This is a genomic window from Microbacterium sp. JAI119, assembly GCF_013410135.1.
Lineage (GTDB): Bacteria > Actinomycetota > Actinomycetes > Actinomycetales > Microbacteriaceae > Microbacterium > Microbacterium oxydans.
In genome coordinates, this window is the sequence record NZ_JACCCK010000001.1 from 700,065 (window position 1) to 712,653 (window position 12,589).

At 69.3% G+C, this 12,589-nt stretch carries 13 protein-coding genes; 6 read left to right on the plus strand and 7 right to left on the minus strand.

Translation table 11 applies throughout. The features are described 5' to 3' along the window. Positions 1 to 6 precede the first annotated feature (6 nt). Positions 7 to 621: a TetR/AcrR family transcriptional regulator gene (locus HDC31_RS03350; RefSeq protein WP_046747787.1), complete on the minus strand. Its 615-nt coding sequence runs from the start codon at positions 619 to 621 to the stop codon at positions 7 to 9. Between the two features lie 71 nt (positions 622 to 692). Between HDC31_RS03350 and tet(42) the strand changes: the two genes are divergently transcribed. Next, entirely contained in the window at positions 693 to 1,979 is a 1,287-nt protein-coding gene (gene tet(42), locus HDC31_RS03355) for a tetracycline efflux MFS transporter Tet(42) (RefSeq protein WP_257021921.1), read from the plus strand. A gap of 3 nt (positions 1,980 to 1,982) precedes the next feature. Here tet(42) and HDC31_RS03360 read toward each other — a convergent pair whose 3' ends face one another. The 5 genes from HDC31_RS03360 to HDC31_RS03380 form a co-directional block, all read right to left on the minus strand. After that, positions 1,983 to 2,816: a nucleotidyltransferase domain-containing protein gene (locus HDC31_RS03360; RefSeq protein ID WP_113681110.1), complete on the minus strand. Its 834-nt coding sequence runs from the start codon at positions 2,814 to 2,816 to the stop codon at positions 1,983 to 1,985. A gap of 30 nt (positions 2,817 to 2,846) precedes the next feature. Next, entirely contained in the window at positions 2,847 to 4,922 is a 2,076-nt protein-coding gene (locus tag HDC31_RS03365; protein WP_113681109.1) for a bifunctional lysylphosphatidylglycerol flippase/synthetase MprF, read from the minus strand. A gap of 45 nt (positions 4,923 to 4,967) precedes the next feature. Beyond that, complete coding sequence (locus HDC31_RS03370) at positions 4,968 to 5,780, minus strand: tyrosine-protein phosphatase (protein WP_113681108.1); 813 nt, start codon at positions 5,778 to 5,780, stop codon at positions 4,968 to 4,970. Positions 5,781 to 5,869: 89 nt separating this feature from the next. Beyond that, positions 5,870 to 6,523: a thioredoxin domain-containing protein gene (locus tag HDC31_RS03375; RefSeq protein WP_046747790.1), complete on the minus strand. Its 654-nt coding sequence runs from the start codon at positions 6,521 to 6,523 to the stop codon at positions 5,870 to 5,872. Between the two features lie 70 nt (positions 6,524 to 6,593). Beyond that, entirely contained in the window at positions 6,594 to 7,022 is a 429-nt protein-coding gene (locus HDC31_RS03380) for a hypothetical protein (protein ID WP_113681107.1), read from the minus strand. Between the two features lie 75 nt (positions 7,023 to 7,097). On the opposite strand from HDC31_RS03380, the gene HDC31_RS03385 reads away from it, so the two are divergent. Genes HDC31_RS03385 through HDC31_RS03395 form a run of 3 tightly spaced genes read left to right on the plus strand, consistent with a single transcriptional unit; the run spans position 7,098 to position 9,971 of the window. Continuing rightward, a complete protein-coding gene (locus HDC31_RS03385) occupies positions 7,098 to 7,448 on the plus strand; it encodes a PLD nuclease N-terminal domain-containing protein (RefSeq protein ID WP_046747792.1) in 351 nt (116 codons plus the stop codon). A 14-nt stretch (positions 7,449 to 7,462) separates the two neighbouring features. Then, positions 7,463 to 9,112: a 2-succinyl-5-enolpyruvyl-6-hydroxy-3-cyclohexene-1-carboxylic-acid synthase gene (menD, locus tag HDC31_RS03390; protein WP_179516084.1), complete on the plus strand. Its 1,650-nt coding sequence runs from the start codon at positions 7,463 to 7,465 to the stop codon at positions 9,110 to 9,112. A gap of 16 nt (positions 9,113 to 9,128) precedes the next feature. Then, entirely contained in the window at positions 9,129 to 9,971 is an 843-nt protein-coding gene (locus HDC31_RS03395; protein ID WP_113680387.1) for a polyphosphate kinase 2 family protein, read from the plus strand. Between the two features lie 13 nt (positions 9,972 to 9,984). Here the strand turns inward: HDC31_RS03395 and HDC31_RS03400 are convergent, their stop codons facing one another. Next, a complete protein-coding gene (locus HDC31_RS03400; RefSeq protein WP_061016897.1) occupies positions 9,985 to 11,253 on the minus strand; it encodes an isochorismate synthase MenF in 1,269 nt (422 codons plus the stop codon). A gap of 56 nt (positions 11,254 to 11,309) precedes the next feature. Between HDC31_RS03400 and HDC31_RS03405 the strand changes: the two genes are divergently transcribed. Both HDC31_RS03405 and HDC31_RS03410 read left to right on the plus strand, forming a co-directional pair. Then, positions 11,310 to 11,873: a DUF402 domain-containing protein gene (locus HDC31_RS03405; RefSeq protein ID WP_113680389.1), complete on the plus strand. Its 564-nt coding sequence runs from the start codon at positions 11,310 to 11,312 to the stop codon at positions 11,871 to 11,873. Next, positions 11,870 to 12,589, plus strand: a complete 720-nt coding sequence (locus tag HDC31_RS03410) for a class I SAM-dependent methyltransferase (RefSeq protein WP_058632562.1) — start codon at positions 11,870 to 11,872, stop codon at positions 12,587 to 12,589. The genes HDC31_RS03405 and HDC31_RS03410 overlap by 4 nt, the downstream gene beginning before the upstream one ends.

Sequence of the window (12,589 nt, forward strand, 5' to 3'; positions counted from 1 at the left end):
GGCTCTCTAGCTGGCGGATCCGCTGAGGCCGGCTTCGACCGGCGCCCAGCCGTTCTCGAGGATCACGAACCCTGCTTCGAGCGTCCCGAAGGGGTCGTCGTTCTCGTTGACGAGCAGCTGCATCTGCAGGATGAACCGCGAGTAGACCCGGATCTCCGGGGTGGGTGTATCGAGTCCCAGTTCGTCGGCGATCGCGTCGGAGAGGGCGTCTTCGTGTCGGAGCCACATCTTCGCCGCGTAGTCGCGCAGCGCCGGTGTCTCGTTCAGGAAGCGCATGAAGGTGCGAGTGATCTCGTCTCCGTGCTCGTCGACGTTCGCGCGGAGCTCTGAGGCGTAGAAGTCGTGGATGGCGCGGTTGATCGTGCTCCCCGACGGGCGCTCGCGGACGGCGGCCACCAGGCGGTCGCGCTGCTCGTCGTCTTCGTCGAACACCAGCGCCTCCTTCTGAGGGAAGTGCGCGAACACGGTCGTGGGGGAGACATCTGCGGCATCGGCGACCTCGCGGATGCTCACCTCATCGAAGCCGCGTTCCAGGAACATGGCCGTCGCGACGTCGGAGATCGCCTTGCGGGTCGCGGCCTTCTTCCGTTCGCGGCGACCGAGAGGTGCGGGGTTCGTCATGCCCGACAGTCTATCGTGAACCCACTATAAAACTGGCTTGACACCAAAACTGGTATGACTACACTTTCGGTATGACTTCACCCACCTCTCTCACGCGACGGGACCAGAACCGCGCGTGGATCATGCTCATCGTGCTCACGATGCTCACCGTCATCGGAATGACGGTCGTCCTCCCGGTCCTGCCCTTCGTCGTGCTCCAGTACGTCTCGCACGAGAGCGACCTGGCCATCTGGGTCGGCGTGCTCGAAGCGATCAACGGCCTCTGCGCCTTCCTGGTCGCGCCCTTCCTCGGACGTCTCTCAGACCGCTTCGGACGTCGACCCGTGATCATCGTCGCGGCATTCGGTGCGGCCTTCTCGATGGCGCTGTTCGGATTCGGCGGCGCCCTCTGGGTGCTCGTGCTCGCTCGCGTCATCCAGGGCCTCACCGCGGGCGATCTACCCGCCCTCTTCGCCTACCTGGCCGACATCACCCCGCCGGAGCAGCGCGCCAAGCGCTTCGGCCTCCTCGGTGCGCTCTCGGGGATCGGCACCATGATCGGTCCAGCCATCGGAGGACTGCTCGCCGCGATCAGCATCCAGCTCCCGGTGTTCCTGACCGCCGCCGTCGCCCTCACGATCGCGATCCTCAGCATCTTCCTCCTCCCGGAGAGCCTGAAGCCGGGCAACAGGATCGCCGCGATCAAGCTGCGCGACGTGCAGCCCTTCGCCGTCTTCAAGGAGGCCTTCGGACGCAAGGAGCTGCGCGGGCTGATGATCGGCTTCGGCCTGCTCGCGCTGCCGTTCGGCTTCTTCGTGAACAACTTCAGCGTGCTCGCCCTGGACTCCATCCAGTGGGGACCGACCCAGATCGGACTCCTGACCGCGGCCGTCGGCATCATCGACATCCTCATCCAGGGCGTGCTGCTGGGCATCCTGCTTCCGCGCATCGGCGAGCGCGGAGTGATCGTGAGCGGCATCGTCGCGCAGATGATCGGTCTCGCGGCCCTCGCCGTCGTGGCTTCCGTCTTCGCGCAGCCGTGGGTGTTCATCGTCGGCGCCCTGATGCTGGCCGCCGGCCAGGGGGCGTCCCAGGCCGCGATGGACGGGGCGATGTCCAACGCCGTCGGCGACGACGAGCAGGGCTGGCTCGGCGGAGCCACCCAGTCGTTGAATGCGGCGATGGGCACGGCAGCCCCGCTCATCGCCGGTGCGCTCTACGCACTGGTCAGCCACGCGGCCCCGTACTGGCTCGGGGTCGCGCTCATGATCGTGGCGGTGACCGTCGTCAGCCGCGCGCACATCGCGAACACCGCGAAGCGCCCGGCCGGCGAGACGACGGGCGACGCTCCCGCGGCACTCGTGGAGACGGCTGGCTGAGGTTCAGTCCGAGGGGGTTGCCGGGCGCGGCAGCCCCCTCAGCTGTGCGATCGACGCCAGCAACTCTTCCGGCGCGGTTCCGATGCTTCCGAGCACCGCGGCGGCTGCCGCGCTGAACCCCGCCGTGTCGATCGGGAGCCGTGCCGCGTTCGGCACCAGTCCCTTCTCGTTCGTCACCCACTGGCCGGCGGCCGCGTGCCAGGCATGGGCGATCAGCATGGCCGTCGTGGTTCCGCACAGCACCACGTAGGCGGCATCGCCCGTCTTCGCGCCCTTCGTGGCTGCGTTCAGCAGGAAGTCGACCTGCCAGAGATTCTCGATGAACGCCGCGCGGAGGGCGTCGGGGTACGGAGTCACGCTTTGAGCCAGCGCGACGAGGATCCCGTCCGGGTCGCAGAGCGGCACGCCGGTCGCCACCTCACCCGCATAGGCGACGTCGAGGAAGCCGAGCGGATGTCCCGGCTGGGAGTGGAAGGCGAACTCGCCACGGGCGGCGCGGGCGCACTGATCCTCGACGCGGGTCACGTCGCGGAGGATGAGGTCGACCGGTGCGCCGTCGACGATCAGCCAGGCCCCGCTGTCGACCCAGGGTCCCCATCCGCCGCGGCCGGCGATCTCGACGTCTTCGCCGGTCCATCCGCTCGCTGCCTCCGCGAGGGCGGTCAGGTCGACGTCCGCCTCCACATACAGCCCCAGATCGATGTCGGAGTCGGGGCGGTGCGTCCCTCGCGCGCGGCTGCCGCCCAACGCGACGGCTCGCACCCCTGGCACCTTTCCCAGGTCGTCGGCCATGGAGCGGAGGCGGTCTTCATCGAGCACGACACCGATCGTACTCATGCGGATTCCCCGGTGCGGATCCCGCCGGCGTCAGTCCTTGCCGCCGCGCACGAGCTCGAGCCCTGCGCCGGCGAACTGCCGCAGGGTCGCGTCCGGGAGGAAGGCCCGGGTGAGCGCTCCGCCGATGCGGGTGAGGTCGCTCTCGTCACGGAACAGCAGGTACATGGTCTCGTACCGCGGGTGGAACTTCTGCTTGAAACGGTGCAGCGACCCGAAGCCGTACACCGGTTCCAGGGCCTCGGCGAGCCGGTCGCTGAGCGCTGCGATCATCCCGGCATCCGGTGGATAGTCGTGGGCGAGCGGTGCCCCTGAGAGCGACATGATCTGTGCGCCCTCGTCGGCGAACTGGCGGGCGGAGGATCCGATGAGGTACTCCATCACCGGCCCGAAGCCGCCCTCGCGACGTCGCATGAGGTCGAGGGTCCAGCCGCGCACGACGCCGCCTTCGCCGTAGACCGGCAGCCACGACAGGAACCCGTCGACGTCGCCGTTCGGAGCGAGGGCCAGCGCGAGTCGCACCTCCGGGTCTTCCGCCTCGTCGAGCGTGCCGAGCGTGAAACGCATCTCCGGCAGATCCTTGTCTCCCACCCAGGCCTCCGAGATCGCGCGCAGCTGCTGCTGCACACCCCACGGTTCGGCCTTCAGGTGCGTCATCCGGAACGTCATCTCCTCGCGGCCCGCCTTGTTGAGCGAGGTGCGGACGGAGTTCCAGCGCTTGCCGGTGAACTCCAGGCCGGGGAGGTCGACGATCGTGTCGTCCGCCACCACGATGCTCCGCCACGTCGAGGGCACGGCGGCGCGCGTGGCTTCGTCGGCGCTGAAGAAGCACGGCACGAGACCGGCCAGCTCGGCGGCGTGGATGAAGTCGGTCACGGCCTCGGCGCGCGTCTGTGCCGGTCCGATCGGGTCGGCGAGGGCGAGGGCGACGCCGTTGCGCCGCTGGTACGCCACGATGCCGCCGATGACCCTGGCGTAGCTGTTGCCGTCCCAGGTCGTCATCCACGAGAGCGTGCCGCCTCCGTGCGTGCGCAGCTGCTGCTTCATGTCCTCGACGGTGGGGGCGGGTTGCATGCCGAGCTTGGCTCGCCGCTTGGCGCGGAAAGCGCGGCGTACCCAGATCAGGTACACGAGCATGATCAGCCAGAGGAACCCGTTCGCCAGAGCGAGCTCGGTGTCTCCATCCCAACGGAAATCGACCTGAGCCTGGCTGTACACGGTGATCAGGATCAGCACGAGAGTGGCAGTGAGGACGTTGAAGATCCCCAGCAACAGCGCGAGCACCCAGGTCCAGCGGCGCCCGCGCCGGAGGCCGTTCACCAACACGAGGATCACGACGAGATCGATCGCGAGGTCGATGAAACCGCCGGACGCGGGATCGGTCTGGCCGAAGGGGCCGTCGGTCGCCACGAACGTCGTGATGATCTCCACGGCGCCGAGGACGAGCATCGCGACCACGGCGATCAGCCGCTGCTCGCGGACCGTGGTGTGCCGCACCCGCAGCGACCGGTCGACCACGAGGATCAGCAGCACCGCGAGGAGGTGTTCGAGGTCGGCGACCTTGCCCCAGAACAGCATCGCGATGAAGACGAAGCCGAGCAGGATGAGCCAGCCGCGCACTCGCCACGGCGGACGGAACAGCCCGACCGCGGCGGCGATGCAGGCCATGGTGCCGCCGGATGCCCCCACGTCGAGTGCCTGGGCCTGCTCCGTCGCCCAGGCCCAGGGGAACTGCGACAGCAGGAACAGCAGCAGCGCGGTGGCGAAGATCGCGAACAGCTGCCCGATCCAGTAGTAGGCGAGCGCGATGCGCGACCCGCGACGGAACTCCAGGTAGGCCATGCCCCAGAAGCCCGCGATGGTGAACAGATACACCCACGGCTCGTTGACGAAGAACGTGCCGGTGAGGGGAGTCCACCATTTGCCGTCGGCCAGGTTGGGAAGACCGTAGGCGACGCTCTGGAAGAGTGCGGTGTCCTCGAACGGTGTCCAGAGTCCGCGCGAGACTACCCCGACGACGAGGATCAGCAGCACCATCGTCAGCGTCGCGGGGATGCGCCGGACGACGGCGATCACGGGATGCGGAGAGGGGGAGTGCTCCTCGGTCAAGCGCTCAGCGTAGCGAGGGAGGTGGCTCCGCCGCGGAGGCCGCTCCTACTCGCCGCGGAGAACCCGTCGGAGGTCGGCGATCTCCTCGGCCGTCATCCCACCGCTGCGCAGGTAGCCCGACACGTCTCCGTGATTCGCGGTGATCCACTCCATCGCCGTCTCGATCGCCGACGCCGGCGACTCGGTGGCGAGGGTCTTCAGCGCCGGGGTGAGGGGGACTCCGAGAGAGGTGATCAGCGCGGTGAGGGCCTCGGCGAATCCGCGCGCGAGGTTCTTCTCCGTGAGGGTGTAGTCGGCGACGATCTCCTCACGGGGAACCTCCGCGACGAGCAGCAGGATCGCGGCAGCGAGGCCGGTGCGGTCCTTACCCGCAGTGCAGTGGAACAGCACTCCCGGCCGCTCGGTGCGCGCGGCGGCGAGCACCGTCCTGGCGATGGTGGCGAACTGCGGGGCACTGGACTCCAGGATCGAGGTGTAGAGCTCCTCCAGCGTCGGCACCTGCTTCAGCACCTCGGTGACCTGGGTCACGGAGAGACCAGCGCTCCCGGCCGAAGGGAGGAACTTCTTGACCATCTCGTCCATCGCCCCGCCCTGCATGGGAAGTTCGATCAGTGTCACGCTGCCGTCGTCGGGCAGTCGGTCGGCGGCACGGGAGCGCTCGCCGTCCGTGCGCAGGTCGATGACCGTGCCGATACGCAGATCGGTCAGGGCCTGCATCCCCTCATCCGTCAATGCAGCCAGCGCGTCCGACCGGAAGAGGAGGCCGGAGGCGAGCGTCCCGCCGTCGGAGGTCGGGAGTCCCGTGAGTTCGCGGGCGTTGTGGGTCGTCTGCAAAGCGGTTGAGATGTCGATGGTCATTCTGGCCTCTCCTGGGTGTGCGGCCAGAATATCGGTGTGGCGGGAACACGCGGCTTCGACACGGAAACCGCGCGTTCCCGCCCGTCGTCTCAGCCGTTCACGGCCTTCTCGATGGCCTGCTCGAGGTCGTCCCACTCCTGCAGCACGACTTTCTCCCCGGCGACGAAGAAGGTCGGCGTGCTGTTGACCCCGAGCTTCTCACCGTCCGTCTTGTCGGACTGCACCCGCTCCGCGGTGGCCGGATCGGCGATCGCGGCGTCGTAGGCGGCCATGTCGAGGCCAAGCTCCTCGGCGAAGCCTCGGAACACCTCAGGGGTCTCCTCTGGCTGCTCGCCCCACTGCGCCTGGGTCTCGAACAGGCGGTGGTACATGTCCTCGAAGCGGTCCTGACGAGCGGCCGCCTCGGCGGCCAACGCGGCCTGCGTGGAGTTGATGTGACCGGGAAGCGGGAAGTAGCGCACGACGTAGGTGATCTCTCCGTCGTACTTCTCGCGGAGATCTTCCACCACGGGGTAGAACGCACCGCACGCCTCACATTCGAAGTCGAGGAACTCGACGACGGTCACGGCGCCGTCGCCCCCGTCGTCGAGCACATGCGAGTCGGTGCGGACGGTCTGCTGCGGTTCTCCTTCTGCCGAGGGTGCGGCGGGTTGCTGCTGGCTGATCGCGAACACGATCCCGGCGATCAGCAGGACGATGGCGACGGCGATGGCGACCAGGGTCGCTTTGACAGAGTTCTTCATGGGGTCTCCAGACACACGGGTACGACGAGGGAAGGTGCCGCCGGCGGGCGGCGCGGACGCTCGTCGTGGATCAGGTGCGGGAGATGGAGAGCTGCGTGAGGGTGAGGGCGGAGACGAGGATGCCGGAGCCCGCCCGGCTCGGAGTCGCCGCGTGCGGAGAGTGGACGTCGAGCGTCCGTGTCGAATGGCCCGTGAGCCGGCGGAACAGCAGGATCAAGGCGACGGACCCCAGCACCGCGAGCAGGCAGATGCCCACGCCGGAGGACAGCACATCGACCGTCGCTGCGCTCTCGACATCGGCTGAGGTCGGGGCAGCCGCGGCCGAGTCCGAGACACCGGAGGCGAGACACAGTGTCGCGTGCACGTCGGCGGAACCCCGAGACGTCGACCAGGCGCCGACGACGAGCAGGAGCGCGAGGCCGACGGCGATGATCACACGGGCGATCAGCAGCCGTTCGGCCCCCGCTCGCGGCGACGGATCAAGCGATGGGGGCAACATTTCCCGCGCAGTCTAGCAACGCCGCCTCTGTCCTCCCCGGGGCCGGAGCGGTCGCGACACGCCTAGACTGGAGGGGTGGCGAGACTACTGATCGTCGGCGGCTTCCTCGCCGCCGTGTTCTGGGTGTTCAGCATCGTCGACTGTGCAGTGCAGCCGGCGACGCGGCACCGGGGTGTGTCCAAACCGCTCTGGATCGCGATCGTCGTGCTCCTTCCCGTGATCGGCGGCATCCTCTGGTTCGTGATCGGCCGCCGTCGGGCGAACGATCCCGGTGTCCGTCCTGTCGTCGCACCGGATGATGACCCCGCCTTCCTCCGCAGCATCAGCAAGTCCGAGCAGGATGCGCGTATCCGCCGCCTCGAGGAAGAGCTGGCACGCCTCGACGACGAGACCGACGAGCCTCCTGCCACGGACCAGCGCCCGTGACCTCGTCGCCGGCGATGGACGCCGCGGCGACCCTGATCGCCGAGCTCGTCGGCCACGGTGTGCGCGACATCGTGCTGTCGCCGGGCTCGCGGTCGCAGGCACTCGCGCTCGCCGCTGTGCGTGCCGCCGATGACGGACACCTCCGCGTGCACGTCCGAATCGACGAGCGGGTCGCGGGGTTCACCGCCCTCGGCATCGCCAGGGAGACACGCATGCCCGCAGCGGTGGTGTGCACCTCGGGGACGGCCGTCGGCAACCTGCTTCCCGCGGTCATGGAGGCGTTCCACTCCGGGGTCCCGATGCTCCTGCTCACCGCCGACCGCCCCCCGGAGCTGCGCGGCGTCGGCGCCAACCAGGCGACGCTCCAGGAAGGCCTCTTCCGTCCGTGGGTGCGTGACGCGCTCGATGCTCCGGTGCCGGGCGAGGGCGACTGGGCCGGACTCGCCGAACGGGCGGTCGCCGCGTCGATGGGGGCACGCGAGGTCGAGAGCGGCCTCCGTGGCGTCGCCGGGCCCGTGCACCTGAACCTTCCCACGAGAGAGCCCCTCTCGGGGGACCTTCCCTCCATCGAACTCGTCCAGGGCGAAGTTCCCTCGGTGCTGAAGGAGGAGCCGTTCGAGCTCGACCGCAGCCGGCGCACCGTCGTGATCGCCGGGGCCGATGCCGGCCCCGATGCCGAAGAGATCGCGCATGCCGGTGGGTGGCCGCTGATCGCCGAGATCGTGAGCGGTGCGCGGTTCGGACGTCAGGTCGTGCACGGCTACCGTCGCCTGCTGGCTCGCGAAGACCTCGGCGGACGCATCGAGCGGGTCGTGGTGCTGGGCCATCCCACTCTCAGCCGCGAGGTCGCCGCGCTGCTCGCGCGACAGGACGTCGAGATCGTCGCCGTGCGCCACGGCGGCGAGGAGCTGAACCTCAACCACCGCACGCGCGGAGTCGACGCGGTCGCGGTCGCCCGGGGGGCGGCCGATCGCGACTGGCTCGGCGAGTGGATGCGCGCGTCCGCCGCTGAGGTCGTGGACCTGAGCGAGCACGCCCCCGACCCGGAGGCGCTGGCATCCGCCGACTTCGCTGCGCGCAGAGAAGCGGTGAAGGCCGAGCTCGACGCGGTCCGCCGCCCGCTCGATCGCGAGCTCCTCGTCGATGCCGTGTGGCGCGCCACCTGGCCGCACGATCGCCTGGTGTTCGGATCCTCGCGCCTGGTGCGCGTCGCCGATCAGGTGCTCGGCGGCAAGAAGGTCCCCGTCCACGCCAACCGCGGTCTCGCCGGCATCGACGGCACGATAGCCACCGCGACAGGTGTCGCGATCTCCAGTCAGGCGGCCGGAGCACCAGGGATCACCCGTGTGCTGCTGGGCGATCTGGCCTTCCTGCACGATGTCGGCGCTCTGCTGCTGCCGCCGGACGAGACGGAGCCTCGGCTGCAGGTCATCGTCGGGAACGACGGCGGCGGCACGATCTTCGATGCCCTCGAGGTCGCATCCTCCGCGCGGCCGGGCGACCTCGACCGGGCCTTCTACACGCCGCACACCGTCCGCCTCGAACACCTCGCCCTCGCCTACGGCTGGGAGTACCAGCGCGTCACCACCCGCACGGCACTCGATCAGGCGCTGACCTCGCCGCGCGGCGGCCGTCAGATCATCGAGGTGCCGCTGGCGCGTTGACTGGCAGGATGTGCGTATGAACGCGCACACCTGGACGCAGAAGCTGCGAGTCGGCGAGGGATTCCGTCTCGCCGATGTCGACCCCGATGTCAAGCCCGGCTACGACCACGGCAAGTCGCACGGGGTCTCCGACCTCGCGGCAGGCCTGGCGGACCTCAACGTGCTGCAGGAACGGCTGTTCGCCGAGAGCCGCGTCGGCGTGGCGAAGGACGCCGTTCTCCTGGTGCTGCAGGCGATGGACTCCGCGGGCAAGGGCGGCATCGTGCGGCACGTTGTCGGCGGTGTCGATCCGCAGGGCGTCGCGCTCGCCGCATTCAAGGCGCCGACGGCCGAGGAGCGCGCGCACGACTTCCTCTGGCGTGTCGAGAAGCGTCTGCCGGAGCCGGGGTTCATCGGGGTGTTCGATCGCTCGCACTACGAGGATGTGCTGATCGGGCGCGTGCGCGAACTCGCCCCGCCCGCGGAGATCGAGCGCCGCTACGACGCCATCAACGAGTTCGAGGCGCGCGTCGCGGCATCGGGTACCCGGATCGTGAAGGTCATGCTGCACATCTCGCCCGAAGAGCAGAAGGCGCGGCTGATGGAGCGCCTCGAACGTCCGGACAAGTACTGGAAGTACAACCCGGGTGATGTGGACGAGCGGATGCTCTGGCCGCAGTACATGGACGCGTATCAGACCGTCTTCGACCGCACGTCGACCGACGCGGCCCCGTGGTTCGTGATCCCGGCGAATGCGAAATGGTACGCGCGACTCGCGGTGCAGGAGCTGCTGCTCGCGGCACTGGAGGACATCGATCCGCAGTGGCCGAGTGCCGACTTCGACGTCGAGGCCGAGAAGAAGCGCCTCGCCGCCAGCTGAGCGTGCGCCGCGGTCAGGCCAGCGCGTCGACCAGCGGACGGAACTTCACGCGCGTCTCGAGCAGTTCGCTCTCGGGATCGGAGCCGGCGACGATACCGGCGCCCGCGTATGCGGTCACGCCGATCTCTCCCGCCCGTTCGGTGAACTGGGCGCAGCGGAGCGCGATCGCCCACTCGCCGTTGCCTGCGGCGTCCACCCAGCCGACGGGGCCCGCGTAGCGCCCGCGATCGAAGGGCTCGAGCTCGCGGATCGCCGCGATCGCCGCGGGTGTCGGGGTGCCGGCCACAGCCGCAGTCGGGTGCAGCGCGCGGACGAGGTCGAGTGCCGTCTCGCCGGACGCGAGCTCGCCTTCGACATCGGTGGCCAGATGGAACAGGTTGGGGAGCTTCAGCAGGAAGGGCTGCTCGCTCGCCGCCAGAGCCCTGGTGTGGGCGCGCAGCGAGGCGAGCACGCTCTGCACGGCGTACTGGTGCTCGTCGAGATCCTTCACGCTCGACGCGAGATGAGCTGACGCGGCGGTATCGGCATCCGCATCGGCTCCGCGGCCGATCGTGCCCGCCAGCACCCGCGCGGTCACCGTGCCCCCGTGCACGGTCACGAGCGTCTCCGGGCTCGCGCCGATCAAGCCGTCGACGGCGAAGGCCCAGGTGTCGGGGTAGCCGGTCGACAGGGCGCGCACCAGACGCCGCAGGTCCGATCCGGCGGGGATGCTGCCGGTGAGGTCGCGTGCGAGCACGACCTTGCTCACCTCGCCGTCGGCGATGCGGGTGAGGGCGCGGCGCACCGAGTCCTGGTAGCCCTGAGGCGTCTGGGCCCCCGGACCCACCGTGCCGGCCCAGTGCGGTCCATAGGGCTGCGTGACCAGGTCGACCTGATGCTCCGGCGCACCTGCCTGCGCGGCGCCGGCGAAGCGGATCGTGGTGCGCCAGAAGCGGTCGCCGTGTCGTCCGATCACCTGCGTCGGGATCACCAGCACGCTGTCGGCTGTCGAATCCTCATCGAATGCGATGGTCCCGAAGGCGACGAGCCCGGTGCCGGGAAGCTCCATCGGGTCGGACACCTCGGCATGTGCGGCCATGTCCCGCCAGGCGCTCGCGAGCGACGTGACGCGTGACGCTTCCGCATGTGCGGGAGGCCGGATCTCGCTGAGGGTCTGGCCGACGGCGACGATCCCGTCTCCGCGCCGCAACCAGGCCAGAGGACGGGCGGGGTCGGCGTACGCCAGGAGGTCTTCGACCGGGTCGATCTCTCGGGTCTCCACGACCAGGTGGGGGGTGTGCACGCATCCAGCCTATGCCGCTCAGACGACAGGGATCCGCGTGGCCGTAGGGTGAGCGGATGAGCGATGCACGCCCCGCACCCGGCACCGAGATGGTCTTCCAGTGGCGCAAGTGGGACGGCTCGCCGCACTGGCGGCACGAGTGCGTGTATCTCGGTGCCGACCGGTGGGGCGATTGGCTCGGACAGCCCGTGGGGTGGCACAGTGTGCGACCGGGCGCGGAGTTCCACGCCGGGGGTCCGAACGTCACCCTGGTTCCGGCCGAGGGCGACCATGCCGTGACCGTCAACCGCCGTCACCGCAGGGGCATGCGCATCTACATCGACCTGGGGTGGGACATCCACTGGTCCGACGATCCGCTCCTCGTGACCGGGATCGACATGGACCTCGACGTGGTGCGGGTCGCGGGCGAGCGCGGCACCTGGGTCGACGACCGCGACGAGTGGGCCGAGCACAGTGTGCGCTACGGGTATCCCGCGGACGTCATGGCCCATCTCGAATCCCTGGCCCTCGACCTCGAGGCGCGGGTGCGTGCGCAGGTCGCCCCGTTCGACGACGCCACCGTCGACCCCTGGCTCGACCGCCTCGAAGCGCTGGGCCTCCCGCCTAGACTGGACTCGTGACCTCGAACGAGAAGAACCGCGCCGATCTCGGCAAGGACCCCGCCCGCGTCAGCGGCATGTTCGACCAGGTCGCCGCGGGCTACGACCGCACGAACACCGCCATGACGTTCGGCAACGACGTGCTCTGGCGTGCAGCCACCACGCGAGCCGTGGCTCCGAAGCCGGGTGAGCGCATCCTCGACCTCGGTGCCGGAACGGCATCGTCGTCGGCCTCCCTCGCGCGCAGCGGCGCCGAGGTGGTCGCAGCCGACTTCTCCCCGGGGATGCTCGCCGAGGGGGAGCGGCGGCACGGCGCGATGCGCAACCTGTCGTTCGTGCAGGCCGATGCCACCGATCTACCGTTCCCCGACGCCTCGTTCGACGCGGTCACCATGTCTTACGCGCTGCGCAACGTGAACGATCCGAAGAAGGCGCTTCGCGAGCTGTATCGGGTCACGAAGCCCGGGGGCCGGCTCGTGATCAACGAGTTCTCGACGCCGCCGGGGAAGCTCTTCCGCAGCGCATACAGGTTCTACAACGCGCAGGTGCTGCCCCGTGTCGCCCGCGTGGCCGGCACCAACGGCGATGCCTACGACTATCTGAACGAGTCGATCAGGGAGTGGCCCGATCAGAAGCGGCTCTCCGCGTGGATCCGTGAGGCGGGCTGGAGCGAGGTCGCGTACCGCAATCTCTCGTTCGGCATCGTGGCCCTGCACAGAGCGCGCAAGCCGGAGTGA